The sequence below is a fragment of the Methylobacterium sp. C1 genome (assembly GCF_001854385.1).
Taxonomy (GTDB): domain Bacteria; phylum Pseudomonadota; class Alphaproteobacteria; order Rhizobiales; family Beijerinckiaceae; genus Methylobacterium; species Methylobacterium radiotolerans.
In genome coordinates, this window is record NZ_CP017640.1 from 4,456,350 (window position 1) to 4,469,415 (window position 13,066).

Consider the following 13,066-nt stretch of genomic DNA (forward strand, 5'->3'; position numbering starts at 1 on the left):
GGCGGCCGCTCCCCGGAGAGACGGTTCGACGCGCCGAGCCACCGAACCGCACGGGAGACGACCATGGCCAAGGCCAAGCCGAGCAGCCGCATCGAGAGCGCGCGCCTGAACACCCCGACCGACCTCGATCCGAGCGACGTCCGGACGATCGCCGAGGGCCTGACGATCCTGAGCTCGGACCTGTTCGCGCTCTACATCAAGACCAAGAACTTTCACTGGCACATGAGCGGACCCCATTTCCGCGACTACCACCTCCTGCTGGACGAGCAGTCGGCCCAGATCTTCGAGATCATCGACGCGGTGAACGAGCGCGCCCGCAAGATCGGCGGCACGGTCCTGCGCTCGCTCGGCCAGGCGAAGAGCCTGACCCGCGTGGCCGACAACGACGCCGAGTACGTCTCGCCCCTCGACATGCTCAAGGAGCTGCGCGACGACAACAAGGCCCTCACCGCCAACATGCGGACGCTCCACGGCGTCACCGACGAGGCCGGCGACGTGGCGACCACCTCGCAGCTCGAGGAGTGGATCGACCAGTCCGAGGAGCGGACGTGGTTCCTCTACGAGACCACCCGCAACGCGACCGACAGCGGCCACTGAGCCGCGCCGCCCGGCCTCGGCACGGCCGGTGCCGGGTCGGGCCGCGTCGCGCCGCCGCTAACCGGCGGCGAGATCGAGGTGCACCTTCACGAGGCCCGGATCGTCCGGGTCGCGCCCCTGCGCGAAGCCGAGGCGGCGGCAGACCGCGAGCATCGGCCGATTCTCGGCCAGGACCGTGCCCTCGACCCGCCCGATCCCCTCGGACCGCGCCCAGTCGATCATCAGGCGCATCAGCGCGAAGGCGAGGCCCGTCCCGCGGGCGTCGCGGCCCACCGCGATCGCGTACTCGCCGCTCTCGTGGTTGGCGTCGGCGTGGAGCCGGACCGCCCCGAGCATGCGCTCGCCGCCGCCCGGCTCGATCTCCGTGGCCACGAACGCGATGGCGCGGGCGTAGTCGAGCTGCGTCAGGCGGGCCAGGAAGGCGTGGCTGAACTCGCGCACCGGACCGAAGAACCGCAGCCGCAGATCCTCCGGGTCGAGACCCTTGAAGAAGGCCAGGAACAGGCCCTCGTCCTCCGGGCGCACGGGCCGCACTCGGACCGTCCGGTCCTTGAGGTTGAGCGTGCGGATCCACTCGGCCGGATAGGGCCGGATTGCGAAGCGCGGGTGGCCGCGGCCGTGGGTGCCGCGCTCCGCGCGCCCGATCCGGACCCGGGCGTCCAGGGCCAGCACGCCGGTCTCGTCGGCCAGGAGCGGGTTGATATCGAGCTCGCGCACCTGCGGCAGGTCCGCGGCGAGCTGGGACAGCTTCACCAGCGTCAGCGCGATCGCCCCGAGATCGGCCGCCGGAACGTCGCGGTAGGCCTCCAGGCGCCGCGCGACCCGGGTGCGGGCGATGAGGTCGCGCGCCAGGGTCAGGTCGAGTGGCGGCAGGCCGAGGGCGCGGTCGTCGATCACCTCCACGGCGGTCCCGCCCCGGCCGAACACCACCACCGGGCCGAAGACCGCGTCCTCGGCGAGGCCGGCGATCAGCTCCCGGCGCTGGCCGCGGCGGACCATGGGCTGGACTGCGAAGCCGGTCACCCGGGCGTCGGGCCGCTCCCGGCGGGCGCGGGCGAGGATGCTGCGGGCGGCCTCCGCGACGTCGGCCTCGCTGGTCAGGTCGAGATGGACGCCGCCGATGTCGGACTTGTGCACGATGTCCGGCGAGACGACCTTCAGCGCCACCGTCCCGCCCGCCGCGATGATCGGCCACGCGGCCGCCGCGGCCGCGTCCGTGTCGGGGGCGAGCGTGATCGGGACGGTCGGGATCCCGTAGGCCTGCAGAAGGCCGTTCACCGCCACCGGGTCGAGCCAGGCGGCGCCCTGGCGCAGGGCGCCGGCGACGATCGAGCGGGCCCGCGCCGTGTCGGGGGAAAAGTCCCGCGGCAGCGAGTCCGGCGTGCGCATCAGGTCGTCCTGGGCCTCGCGGTAGCGGACGAGGTGCAGGAAGCCCTCGATCGCCTCGGAATCGGTGGTGAAATGCGGGATTCCGGCCTGCGCGAAGGTCTCGCGCGCCGCCTCCGCGTCGCCGAGCGTGACCGCGAAGACCGGCTTCTTGCGGGTCTGGCCGGCGCGGGCGGCCTTGACCGTCGCGGCGACGGCCTCGGCCACCGCGCCCGCCTCCGAGCGGACGGTCGGCACGTGGATCGCCAGCACGGCGTCGCTCGTCCGATCCGTCAGCAGCGGCGTCAGGGCGGCCGCGAAGGCCGGGCCGGCGGCCTCGATGCCGAGATCGAGGGGATTGCCCGGCGCGCGGCCCTCCGCCTCGGCGGGCGCCGCTAGGGTCCCGGCCCGCTCGATCAGCCGGTCCGCGGCGAGGAGGCCGATGCCGCGGCCGTTCGACACGATCGCCAGCCGGTGACCGGGGAACGGCCGCTGCCGCCCCAGGGTCTCCACGGCGGAGAACATCGCGTCGAGGTCCGGCACGGCCAGCAGGCCGGCCCGCCGGAAGGCCGCGGCGTAGACCGCGTCCGGGCGGGCCAGGGCGCCGGTATGGGTGACGGCGGCGCGGGTGTCGGGCCGGTGCCGGCCGGCCCGCAGGACCACGACGGGCTTGGCCCGGGCGGCGGCGCGGGCGGCCGACATGAACCTGCGGGCATCCGCGACCCGGTCCAGGCAGAGCAGGATCGCGCGGGTGCGGTAATCTGCGGCGAAATGGTCGAGGCAGTCGGCCACGCCGATGTCGAGGACGCTGCCGAGCGACAGCACCGCCGAGAAGCCCGTGCCGTGGCGGGCGCCCCAGGCGACGATGGCGGCCGCGACCGTGCCGGATTGCGAGACGAGGGCGAGGTCGCCGGCCAGGGGCGCGTGGGCGAACAGGCTTGCATTGAGCTTGGCGCCCGGGACCGCGAGGCCGGCGCTGTCGGGCCCGAGCAGGCGCAGGCCGTGGGCGCGGGCGATCCCGTGGGCGACCGGGCCGGGATCCTCCGGCCCGGAGCCGAGCCGCGCCGTGAGGATCACGGCCGCCCCGGCGCCGATCGCGGCGGCCTGCGCGACGACCTCGGGCACGCTCGGCGGCGGCACCGCGATCAGGACGAGGTCGGGGGCGGCGGGCAGGTCCGCGACCCGCGGCACGCAGGGCAGCCCCTCGACGGTCGCCTGATCGGGCTGGACCGGCATGATCGCGCCGGGGAACCCGGCGGCGCGCAGGCTGTCGAGCACGCTGCGCCCCAGCGAGCCCGCGCGCCCCACCGCCCCGACCAGGGCGATCGAGCGGGGCGCCAGCAGCTTGTCGAACCGGTAGGTGCTCACGACCGGCGACTCACGGCGCCGTCACGGGACGAGGTCCCGCAAGCCGTTCCTGGCGGCACGCATCTGGTCCCCTCGCTCACGTCCGACCGGGCGAGACGCCCGGGCGCCCGCCGCCCTCCCAGATGGCGCGATCCGGCGCGCCTGCAACGCCCGGTCGGCACGCACAGGGCGGAAATCGTCTGGTCGACGCCCGCGAGGCAGCCAGACCGCCTTTTGTTCAATATCGAGCGCCCTTTATCCACTCTAAGACGGGACTTGTGGGCGTGTGTGGATTGGTCTTGCTATTAAATTCACACCACCATAGTAACTGCCTCTTAACTACCCTGTATCGGGTCGAGCAGAGACAGATTCCGGCCGGCGCCGGCGGTCGGTGGCCGGCTGGGATCGAGTGGAGGTTATGGGATGGACGCCACGGGTGAAGGGCAACCGGACTATCTCACGCTGTCCGTCGACATCGTGTCGGCCTTCGTGAGCAACAATCCGGTCCCCGCGCCGGAACTGCCCGGGCTGATCGCGGCCATCCACGCGACGCTGCACGGGCTCGGCGAGCCGTCCGCCCCGCCGGCGGAGGAGCTGCGGCCTGCCGTGCCGGTCCGGCGCTCGGTCCAGCCCGACTTCATCGTCTGCCTGGAGGACGGCAAGAAGTTCAAGTCGCTGAAGCGCCACCTGCGGACGCACTACAACCTGACGCCCGAGGAGTATCGCGGGAAATGGGGCCTGCCGCCCGACTACCCGATGGTGGCGCCGAACTACGCCGCGGCGCGGTCCAGCCTCGCCAAGAGCATGGGCCTCGGCCACCAGCGCCGGAAGGGCTGACGGCGCGGCGCTCTCGTCCGCGCCCGCGTCCACAGCTTTCGGAGCCGGGTTAGGCATCGGGCAAGCCGCGCTTGCGAGGGTCCGGGGCCCGTCAGCGCCCCAGAGACCCGATGTCCGGCAAGCCCAGCCTCGTCGCCCGCCTGTTCTGGACGGCCGTGATCGGCCTCCCGTTCGGGCTCTGGTACGGCCGGCCGGCGCTCGCCGCGACGGGGCTCGCCCTCGGGCTCGTCCTGCTGCGGCATCTCGGGCGCCCGCGCCGGTTCCGGGCCCGGGTGCGGCGGATCGCCCGGGCCCATGCCGAGACGCTGGCGCTGCGGCGGCGTCAGGAGAGCTACAGCGACCCCTACGGCAACTGGATCGAGGACGGCTGGCTGCGCGAGCGGGCGTACTTCCTCGAGCGGACCGTCCTGCCGCAGCTCGGTCCCCGCTTCGCCGACCTCGCCGAGGCGGAGCACGCGCGGATGCTGGCGATCATCGAGGCCGAGGCGGCCGCCGTCGCGCTCCCGGACGAGGACGAGGCGCCCGGCGACGGGCTCGACTACGAGCGCTACTGCGCCGAGCGCCTGGTCCGGGCCGGCTGGCGCGCGCACCGGACGCCGGCGAGCGGCGACCAGGGCGCCGACATCGTGGCGGTGCGGGACGGGCTGCGCCTCGTCGTGCAGTGCAAGCGGCTGAGCAAGCCCGTGGGCAACGCCGCCGTTCAGGAAGCCGCCGCGGCGCTGCGCTACTGGGACGGGGACCGGGCCGCCGTGGTGTCGAACGCCGGCTTCACGCCGGCGGCGCGCCGGCTGGCCACGGCCACCGGCGTGCTCCTGCTGCACCACGACGCCCTCGAGGCGATCGACCTCGCGGAGGCGTGACGATCCTCAGGCGAGCGGGCCCGGGATGGCGATCTCCGCCTCGCTGAGCAGGCGCGCCTCGTGGCGGCGCACGAACAGCCACAGGGCCAGGCCGCCGAACACCACCAGCGCCAGCAGGGTCAGGCCCACCGGGCCGACGATGTGCTCGATCTGGCGCCCGCAATAGTACGAGCCGAGGCCCATGCTGCCGGCCCAGACGATGCCGCCGAGGGCGTTGAAGGCGAAGAAGCGGCGCGCGTCCAGCCGGTTGACCCCGGCGAGCAGGGCCGCGTAGGCGCGCAGCATCGCGGTGAAGCGGCCGAAGAACACGATCTTCCCGCCGTGCTGGCGGAACAGGTACTGGCCGAGCTTGAGCCGCCCGTGATCGAGGGCGATGAGGTGGCCGTAGCGGAGCAGCAGCGGCATGCCCCAGCGCCGCCCCGCCCAGTAGCCGACATTGTCGCCCAGGATCGCCGCCGCCGCCGCCGCGGCGATGACCAGGCCGATATTCAGGTTGCCGGTGCTGCCGGCGTAGACGGCGGCCGAGATCAGCACCGTCTCGCCGGGGCACGGCACGCCGGCGCTCTCGAGGGTGATGACCACGAAGATCGCGATGTATCCGTAATTCGCGATCAGGTCGGCGATGGGCAGGTCGTTCAGGAAGGCCATGCGGTCCTCGGGCCGGTCTCCGGGCAGAGCCCGGCGACACAAGCGGACGGAACGTGGCCTTAAGAGGGCCGCCCTGCGGCGCGCGGCGCGCTCAGAGGACCTTCAGCAGGGCCTCGGCCCCGGAAACCTCGGCCTTCGAGGGCGTCTCCTCGACGTTGAGGATCCGGACGACGCCGTCCTCGACCAGCATCGAGTAGCGCTTCGAGCGCATCCCGAGACCGAAGCCCGTGCCGTCCATCTCCAGGCCGATGGCCTTGGCGAAATCGGCGTTGCCGTCGGCGAGGAATTCCAGCCCCTCGGCGCCGCTCGCCTTCGACCACGCGTCGAGCACGAACACGTCGTTGACGCTCGTCACCGCGATGGCGTCGATGCCCCGCCCGAGGATCTCGTCCCTGTGGGTGACGAAGCCCGGCAGGTGGTTGCGGTGGCAGCTGGGGGTGAACGCGCCCGGCACGCCGATCAGGACCACGCGCCGGCCCTTGAACACGTCGTCGGTGGTGCGCGCGATCGGGCCCTCGGGGCCGATCACCCGGAAGGTGGCCTGGGGCAGGTGGTCGCCGACCTGGATCATCGCGGGTCCCTCGTTGTCGCGCGCTGGGATGGCGCGCGTGAGCAGCGCGCCTGACCTAGCGTGGCAGGGGGTGCCTGTCGAGGATCGGGAGCAGCCTGCGGCTCACGGTCCGAGAAGCTTGACGAAGGCCGCCCCGGCGCCGAACAGCGCGGCCCCGGCCGTCATGCCAGACAGCGCCACCTGCCAGGGCGCGAGACTCCGGTCCCGGCCGATCTTGGCGGCCTCGGCCGCGAGCTTGGTCTGCTCGACGGCCGTCTTCGAAGCCTCGGCCGTCATCTTGACCTGCTCGGCCGCCAGCTTGGTCTGCTCCGCGGCCAGTTTCGACTGCTCGGCGATCAGCTTGTGCTGCTCGGCGACGAACTTCCGCGTCTCCTCGTGCGCGCGCTCGATCCGCGCGCGCTGCTCCTCGATGGCGAACGCGGCCTGAGAGGCGGAGCCAGCCACGATGGTCCCGGTCTCGAACGTGGCCGGAACGATCGCCTTCGCGTGCCGGCCGGGACATTCTGCGGCGCGCATGAGACCCGCACAAGCTTGAGGGAGGCTGGCTGCGTCCCTATTGCCCGCTGGACAACGGAGGGGCGCGGCGTAGCATGGACGAATGGCGCACCCTCCGCACCGCAGGCCTGATCCCATGTCGGCAGCGTCGTCGCAGGCCGGGAAGGCCGCGTCGCCGCTCCGGACGGAGCTGTCGGGCCCGCACTTCCTCGACGGGCAGTTCCTCGTGGCCATGCCCGGCATGGCCGACGAGCGCTTCGCCCGCTCGGTGATCTACGTCTGCGCCCATTCCGCCGACGGGGCCATGGGCATTATCGTCAACAAGGCGGCGACCGACATCAGCATGCCGGACCTCCTGGTCCAGCTCGACGTCGCGCCCGAGGCGGACGCGATTCGCCTGCGCGAGCGGGTCGGCCACATGCCGGTCCTGATGGGCGGCCCGGTGGAGGGGCGGCGCGGCTTCGTGCTCCACAGCGACGATTTCCACATCCAGCAATCGACGCTGATCATCGACGACGGCATCTGCCTGACCGCGACCGTGGAGATCCTCCGGGCCATCGCCAGCGGGGACGGCCCGGCCAGCGCCGTGCTGGCGCTCGGCTATGCCGGCTGGCAGGCCGGGCAGCTGGAGAGCGAGATCATGGCCAACGGCTGGCTCAACTGCCCGGCCGATCCGGCGCTGATCTTCAACGCCGACCTCGACGCCAAGTACGACCTCGCCCTGCGGGCCAACGGCATCGACCCGGCGATGCTGTCGATGACCGCCGGCCGGGCCTGACCCGGCCGCGCGCTCCGGCGCCTCGAATCCGCCGTCCCCGGTCGCGCCGCCGCGTCGCGTCGGCGGTCCTGCGCGGGCCGCCTATTCGGGCAGCGCGTCGCCGCCGCCGGCCGCGTCCGGGTTCATGCCCTCGACGGCCGGCTTGGGACGCGGCCGGCGGGGTGCCACGGCGGCGGTGGGCGTCGCCGTGTTGGCGCCGAGCCGGGTGGCCAGGGCCAGGGCGCGGTTCTCCGTCACCCGCAGATGGCAGAACCCGTGCGTGCCCTCGCGCGCGTAGGTACGGCAGAGCTGCTCCCGGTCCGACGAGAAGGCGGCCTGCTCGCTGACGATCGGCCGCACGTCCTCGCGTCGGGCCCGCTGGGTCATCAGCTTGTAATTGTCCCGGACGGCCTTGTCGGCCACGCCGCGGGCCGTGTCGAACTCCCCGGCCCGCGGGATCAGGGTCGCGGCGCCCGGCCCCCAGAGGCCGACCGGCGTGGTCGCGCAGTCCGCCGCCGAGAAGGTGCAGACCGGGCCCGAACCCAGGCTCGAGACCAGCACGCCGCCGTCGGTCACGTCGAAGCGCAGCGGGCACTCGGCTCCGGCGGCCTCGAAGCGCGGCACGCCCTCGGGCTTGCCCTCGGCGGTGAGCGTCACCGGATTGCCGCCCGCGAGCGGCACCGTGCACGACTCCGCCGGCTGCGAGATCTTGGTCCCGGGCAGCTTGATCCGCGCCGTGACGGCCGTGCCGGAGCGCTCCAGCTTCAGGGATCCGGACAGGCCGTTGAGCTGCAGCTCCTGGCCGATCACGCCGTCCTCGGAGGGCGTCTTCAGCACGACCGGGCGGGCCGGCGCGGGGGCCGGCCGGGGCGCCTCGGGAGCCGCCGCGGGCGGGCCCGGCTCGCCCGGTGCCCCGGGCGCAGGCGCCGGCTCCGGCAGGCCGCGCGGCGGCGTCGGCGGCCGCTCCGGCTTGATGCCGAACAGGCGCTCGAAGAAGTTCTGGGCCTGCGCGGGGGGCGCGGCGAGCATCCCGGGCGCCGCGACGGCGACCGCCAGGATCGGGAGCAGGAGACTGCGGGTCGGGCGCATCGGACTCTACGACGGGGACACGAAGTGGCGGGGCCACGCGCAACCCCTTGTCGAAACGTTAACACGCCGTCGATGGCGCCGACGTGGCAGCGGAGCAACAAAATGCAGCCACGCCACCGGGCCGCGGCCGGCCGTGCGGCGAGATCCTGCCGGAATGACAAGGGGATGGCGCGGATCCGCGTGGCCGATCCCGCCGCGCAGGCTTCGCCTTGCGGGCCCGGAACGGGCTTCTTATATCGCCCTCGACGCGGGATTGCGCGCTGGGTTTCAGCCGTTCACGGCCCTTGATCCGGCCCGGGTCCCATACTCACATCACCCCCGACACCGCCATGGGCCGAGCTGCTTCGGGGCTCGGCGGTCTGCTTGAACGCGACACAAAGAGGGATCCCACCATGGGTAAAGTTATCGGCATCGATCTGGGCACCACCAATTCCTGCGTGGCCGTGATGGAAGGCACGCAGCCCAAGGTCATCGAGAATTCGGAAGGCGCGCGCACCACGCCGTCCATCGTCGCCTTCACGGACGACGGCGAGCGGCTCGTCGGCCAGCCGGCCAAGCGCCAGGCGGTCACGAACCCCGAGCGCACGTTCTTCGCCATCAAGCGGCTCATCGGCCGGACCTACGACGACCCGATGACCCAGAAGGACAAGGGCCTCGTGCCCTACAAGATCGCCCGCGGCGACAACGGCGACGCCTGGGTCGAGGCGGACGGCAAGAAGTACTCGCCCTCGCAGATCTCCGCCTTCACGCTGCAGAAGATGAAGGAGACAGCCGAGTCGCATCTCGGCCAGCCGGTCACGCAGGCGGTCATCACGGTCCCGGCCTACTTCAACGACGCCCAGCGTCAGGCCACCAAGGACGCCGGCAAGATCGCGGGCCTCGAGGTGCTGCGCATCATCAACGAGCCGACCGCGGCGGCGCTCGCCTACGGCCTCGACAAGAAGAAGTCGGGCACGATCGCGGTCTACGACCTCGGCGGCGGCACCTTCGACGTCTCGATCCTGGAGATCGGTGACGGCGTGTTCGAGGTGAAGTCGACGAACGGCGACACCTTCCTGGGCGGCGAGGACTTCGACAACCGCATCGTCGAGTACCTGACGGCCGAGTTCAAGAAGGAGCAGGGCATCGACCTGACCAAGGACAAGCTCGCCCTCCAGCGCCTTAAGGAGGCCGCCGAGAAGGCGAAGATCGAGCTGTCCTCGGCCACCCAGACCGAGATCAACCTGCCCTACATCACCGCCGACAACACCGGCCCGAAGCACCTCGCGCTGAAGCTCAGCCGGGCGAAGTTCGAGTCGCTCGTCGACGACCTGGTGCAGCGCACGATCGAGCCCTGCCGCAAGGCGCTCAAGGATGCCGGCGTCTCGGCCTCCGAGATCGACGAGGTGGTGCTGGTCGGCGGCATGATCCGCATGCCGAAGATCCAGGAAGTGGTGAAGTCCTTCTTCGGCAAGGAGCCCCACAAGGGCGTCAACCCGGACGAGGTCGTGGCCATCGGCGCCGCCGTGCAGGCCGGCGTGCTCCAGGGCGACGTCAAGGACGTGCTGCTGCTCGACGTGACCCCGCTGTCGCTGGGCATCGAGACGCTGGGCGGCGTGTTCACCCGGCTCATCGACCGCAACACCACGATCCCGACCAAGAAGTCCCAGACCTTCTCGACCGCCGAGGACAACCAGAACGCGGTCACGATCCGGGTCTTCCAGGGCGAGCGCGAGATGGCGGCCGACAACAAGCTGCTCGGCCAGTTCGACCTCGTCGGCATCCCGCCGGCACCCCGCGGCATGCCGCAGATCGAGGTGACCTTCGACATCGACGCCAACGGCATCGTCAACGTGACGGCCAAGGACAAGGCGACCAACAAGGAGCACCAGATCCGCATCCAGGCCTCGGGCGGCCTCTCGGACGCCGACATCGACCGGATGGTGAAGGACGCCGAGGCGAACGCCGAGGCCGACAAGAAGCGCCGCGAGCTCGTCGAGGTGAAGAACCAGGGCGAGAGCCTGATCCACGCCACCGAGAAGTCGGTGACCGAGTACGGCGACAAGGTCCCGGCCGCCGACAAGGGCGCGATCGAGACCGCGATGACCGCGCTCAAGACCGCGCTCGAGGGCGACGACGTCGAGGCCATCAAGGCCCGCACCACGGACCTGATGCAGGCCTCGATGAAGCTCGGCGAGGCCATGTACGCCGCCAACCAGGCGGCCGGCCCGGATGCCGGGGCCGAGGCGGCGGCCTCCGAGAAGAAGGACGACGTCATCGACGCCGACTTCCAGGAGGTCGACGAGAAGGACCAGAAGAAGCGCGCCTGAGGCGCGGATCTGATACGACCGCGCGGGGCCGGAGCGATCCGGCCCCGCCTTTGCGTGAGCAGCGTATTCAGAAGCTCCGTCATGCCGGGCATGCGGGGCCCGGGATCCAGGGCCGACGGCAGAGCGCGAATCCGCGTCGTCGGCGCTTCTGGTTTCCGGGCTCGTCAGCGGCGCCCCGGATCGGCGGCGCAGTGGTAGAAGCGTCGCGGCCCGGGGTTCGGGACGGGACGGGAAGGCACCTGAGGGCGGGATGTCGAAGCGGGACTATTACGAGATCCTGGGGGTCACCAAGACCGCCACGGAAGGCGAGATGAAGGTCGCTTTCCGCAAGCTCGCGATGACCTATCATCCCGACCGGAATCCCGGCGACAAGGACGCCGAGATCAAGTTCAAGGAAATCAACGAGGCCTATCAGTGCCTCTCGGACGGCCAGAAGCGCGCCGCCTACGACAGGTTCGGCCACGCGGCCTTCAGCCAGGGCGGCGGCGGTCCCGGATTCGGCAACGAGTTCGGCGACTTCATGTCGGACATCTTCGACAATTTCTTCGGTGACGGCCGCGGTGGCGGCGGCGCGCGCGGCCGCGGCGGCACGCCGGGCCGCGAGCGCGGGGCCGACCTGCGCTACAACCTCGAGATCACCCTGGAGGAGGCCTTCACCGGCAAGGCCGAGACCATCAAGATCCCGACCTCGATCACCTGCGAGGTCTGCGACGGGTCCGGCGCGAAGCCCGGCTCGAAGCCGCGGACCTGCCCGACCTGCGCGGGCTACGGACGGGTCCGGGCGGCGCAGGGCTTCTTCGCCATCGAGCGGACCTGCCCCAACTGCCACGGCCGCGGCGAGATCGTGGACGATCCCTGCACCGCCTGCCAGGGCGCCGGCCGGGTCAACCGCGAGCGCACCCTCTCGATCAACGTGCCGGCGGGCGTCGACGACGGCTTGCGGATCCGGCTCGCCGGCGAGGGCGAGAGCGGGCTGCGCGGCGGGCCGGCGGGCGACCTCTACGTCTTCCTGTCGATCAAGCAGCACGAGTTCTTCCAGCGCGACGGCGCCGACCTGTTCTGCCGGGTGCCGATCTCGATGGTGACGGCCGCGCTCTCGGGCGAGATCACCGTGCCGGTGATCGACGGCTCGCAGACGCAGGTGCGCATCCCCGCGGGGACGCAGACCGCCAAGCAGTTCCGCATCAAGGGCAAGGGCATGCCGGTGCTGCGCTCGCGGGAGGTCGGCGACCTCTACATCCAGGTCTTCGTCGAGACCCCGCAGAACCTGACCAAGCGCCAGCGCGAGCTGCTCCAGGAGTTCGATCAGTCGGCCTCCCCGGAGAACCATCCCGAATCCGCGGGCTTCTTCTCGAAGGTGCGGGACTTCTTCGGGGGCGCGGTCCGGCCGTGAGGCCGGATCCGAAACCCGGGACGGCCCGTTATGCAAGCGGCCGGCGTGGCTTGCATCCCCTAGGCGCGGCGCCGGCTTGACTGTAAGACAGCGCCGTCCCTAGCCATTCATTCTCATCCGGCATCAAGGAATCCAGGACTTGCCGCCGCTCCGCCGTCCCAACGCGAAGGCTCCTGCGGGCAGGAGCGCGATTTTCGGGCCGCGGCGCGACCCCCTCGAGGACGAGGCCCGGTTCCTGCGGTCCTGGCTCGAGCGCCCCCTGGTCACGGGGGCCGTGACGCCCTCGGGCAAGATGCTCGCCCGGACCATGGCCGCCTACGTCGACCCGCGCCTGGAAGGGCCGGTCGTCGAGCTCGGCCCCGGCACCGGGCCGGTGACCGAGGCGCTGATCCGGCGCGGCGTCGCGCCGGAGCGGCTGATCCTCGTGGAGTTCAACCCCGATTTCTGCCGCCTCCTGACCCATCGCTTCCCGGGCGTGCGGGTCATCCAGGGCGATGCCTACAACATGCGCGCGAGCCTCGAGGACGTGCTGACGCAGCCCGCGGCCGCGACGATCTCGAGCCTGCCGCTGTTCACCAAGCCGCTGGAGCAGCGGCTCGACCTGCTCAACACCGCCCACGACCTGATGCGGCCGGGCGCGCCGTTCGTGCAGTTCACCTACGCGGTCGTGCCGCCGATCCCGGCCCGCTGCGAGGCCGGCAGCTACACCGCGGACCGCTCCAACCGGGTCTGGCTGAACCTGCCGCCGGCGCGGGTCTGGGTCTACCGCCGACCCTGACCTGAACACGGCCTGAGCGA

At 71.9% G+C, this 13,066-nt stretch carries 12 protein-coding genes; 7 read left to right on the forward strand and 5 right to left on the reverse strand.

The annotated features are described in order from the left end of the window. Positions 1–63: 63 nt before the first annotated feature. Positions 64–597, forward strand: coding sequence for a DNA starvation/stationary phase protection protein (locus BKE41_RS20615; RefSeq protein ID WP_012320841.1), 534 nt, complete (start codon positions 64–66; stop codon positions 595–597). A gap of 57 nt (positions 598–654) precedes the next feature. Here the strand turns inward: BKE41_RS20615 and BKE41_RS20620 are convergent, their stop codons facing one another. After that, positions 655–3,330, reverse strand: a complete 2,676-nt coding sequence (locus BKE41_RS20620; protein ID WP_071000041.1) for a bifunctional acetate--CoA ligase family protein/GNAT family N-acetyltransferase — start codon at positions 3,328–3,330, stop codon at positions 655–657. A 402-nt stretch (positions 3,331–3,732) separates the two neighbouring features. Here BKE41_RS20620 and BKE41_RS20625 point away from each other — a divergent pair, with 402 nt between their 5' ends. Further along, positions 3,733–4,146: a MucR family transcriptional regulator gene (locus BKE41_RS20625; protein WP_012320843.1), complete on the forward strand. Its 414-nt coding sequence runs from the start codon at positions 3,733–3,735 to the stop codon at positions 4,144–4,146. Between the two features lie 110 nt (positions 4,147–4,256). After that, positions 4,257–5,006, forward strand: a complete 750-nt coding sequence (locus tag BKE41_RS20630; RefSeq protein WP_012320844.1) for a restriction endonuclease — start codon at positions 4,257–4,259, stop codon at positions 5,004–5,006. Between the two features lie 6 nt (positions 5,007–5,012). On the opposite strand, the gene BKE41_RS20635 is transcribed toward BKE41_RS20630, so the two are convergent. The 3 genes from BKE41_RS20635 to BKE41_RS20645 form a co-directional block, all read right to left on the reverse strand. Next, a complete protein-coding gene (locus BKE41_RS20635) occupies positions 5,013–5,654 on the reverse strand; it encodes a DedA family protein (RefSeq protein ID WP_012320845.1) in 642 nt (213 codons plus the stop codon). A 91-nt stretch (positions 5,655–5,745) separates the two neighbouring features. Continuing rightward, a complete protein-coding gene (locus tag BKE41_RS20640; RefSeq protein WP_012320846.1) occupies positions 5,746–6,225 on the reverse strand; it encodes a peroxiredoxin in 480 nt (159 codons plus the stop codon). A 102-nt stretch (positions 6,226–6,327) separates the two neighbouring features. Then, complete coding sequence (locus BKE41_RS20645) at positions 6,328–6,741, reverse strand: hypothetical protein (RefSeq protein ID WP_245295820.1); 414 nt, start codon at positions 6,739–6,741, stop codon at positions 6,328–6,330. Between the two features lie 115 nt (positions 6,742–6,856). Here BKE41_RS20645 and BKE41_RS20650 point away from each other — a divergent pair, with 115 nt between their 5' ends. Continuing rightward, on the forward strand, positions 6,857–7,498 hold the full coding sequence (locus tag BKE41_RS20650; protein WP_012320848.1) for a YqgE/AlgH family protein: 642 nt from the start codon (positions 6,857–6,859) through the stop codon (positions 7,496–7,498). Positions 7,499–7,579: 81 nt separating this feature from the next. Here the strand turns inward: BKE41_RS20650 and BKE41_RS20655 are convergent, their stop codons facing one another. After that, positions 7,580–8,566 (reverse strand): hypothetical protein, encoded by a 987-nt coding sequence (locus tag BKE41_RS20655; protein WP_071000042.1) that lies wholly within the window; start codon positions 8,564–8,566, stop codon positions 7,580–7,582. A gap of 392 nt (positions 8,567–8,958) precedes the next feature. On the opposite strand from BKE41_RS20655, the gene dnaK reads away from it, so the two are divergent. From dnaK to BKE41_RS20670, 3 genes are all read left to right on the forward strand, one after another. Then, positions 8,959–10,875, forward strand: coding sequence for a molecular chaperone DnaK (dnaK, locus tag BKE41_RS20660; RefSeq protein ID WP_012320850.1), 1,917 nt, complete (start codon positions 8,959–8,961; stop codon positions 10,873–10,875). A 250-nt stretch (positions 10,876–11,125) separates the two neighbouring features. Then, positions 11,126–12,268, forward strand: a complete 1,143-nt coding sequence (dnaJ, locus tag BKE41_RS20665) for a molecular chaperone DnaJ (RefSeq protein ID WP_024829063.1) — start codon at positions 11,126–11,128, stop codon at positions 12,266–12,268. 139 nt (positions 12,269–12,407) lie between these two features. Continuing rightward, a complete protein-coding gene (locus BKE41_RS20670) occupies positions 12,408–13,046 on the forward strand; it encodes a phospholipid N-methyltransferase (protein ID WP_012320852.1) in 639 nt (212 codons plus the stop codon). Positions 13,047–13,066 lie beyond the last annotated feature (20 nt).

What these genes read in the sequence shown, in the direction of transcription:
- BKE41_RS20640 (WP_012320846.1), bottom strand. Translation starts at nt 6,225, where the DNA reads ATGATCCAGGTCGGCGACCACCTGCCCCAGGCCACCTTCCGGGTGATC.
- BKE41_RS20635 (WP_012320845.1), bottom strand. Translation starts at nt 5,654, where the DNA reads ATGGCCTTCCTGAACGACCTGCCCATCGCCGACCTGATCGCGAATTAC.
- dnaK (WP_012320850.1), top strand. Translation starts at nt 8,959, where the DNA reads ATGGGTAAAGTTATCGGCATCGATCTGGGCACCACCAATTCCTGCGTG.
- BKE41_RS20655 (WP_071000042.1), bottom strand. Translation starts at nt 8,566, where the DNA reads ATGCGCCCGACCCGCAGTCTCCTGCTCCCGATCCTGGCGGTCGCCGTC.
- dnaJ (WP_024829063.1), top strand. Translation starts at nt 11,126, where the DNA reads ATGTCGAAGCGGGACTATTACGAGATCCTGGGGGTCACCAAGACCGCC.
- BKE41_RS20650 (WP_012320848.1), top strand. Translation starts at nt 6,857, where the DNA reads ATGTCGGCAGCGTCGTCGCAGGCCGGGAAGGCCGCGTCGCCGCTCCGG.
- BKE41_RS20625 (WP_012320843.1), top strand. Translation starts at nt 3,733, where the DNA reads ATGGACGCCACGGGTGAAGGGCAACCGGACTATCTCACGCTGTCCGTC.
- BKE41_RS20630 (WP_012320844.1), top strand. Translation starts at nt 4,257, where the DNA reads ATGTCCGGCAAGCCCAGCCTCGTCGCCCGCCTGTTCTGGACGGCCGTG.
- BKE41_RS20615 (WP_012320841.1), top strand. Translation starts at nt 64, where the DNA reads ATGGCCAAGGCCAAGCCGAGCAGCCGCATCGAGAGCGCGCGCCTGAAC.
- BKE41_RS20645 (WP_245295820.1), bottom strand. Translation starts at nt 6,741, where the DNA reads ATGCGCGCCGCAGAATGTCCCGGCCGGCACGCGAAGGCGATCGTTCCG.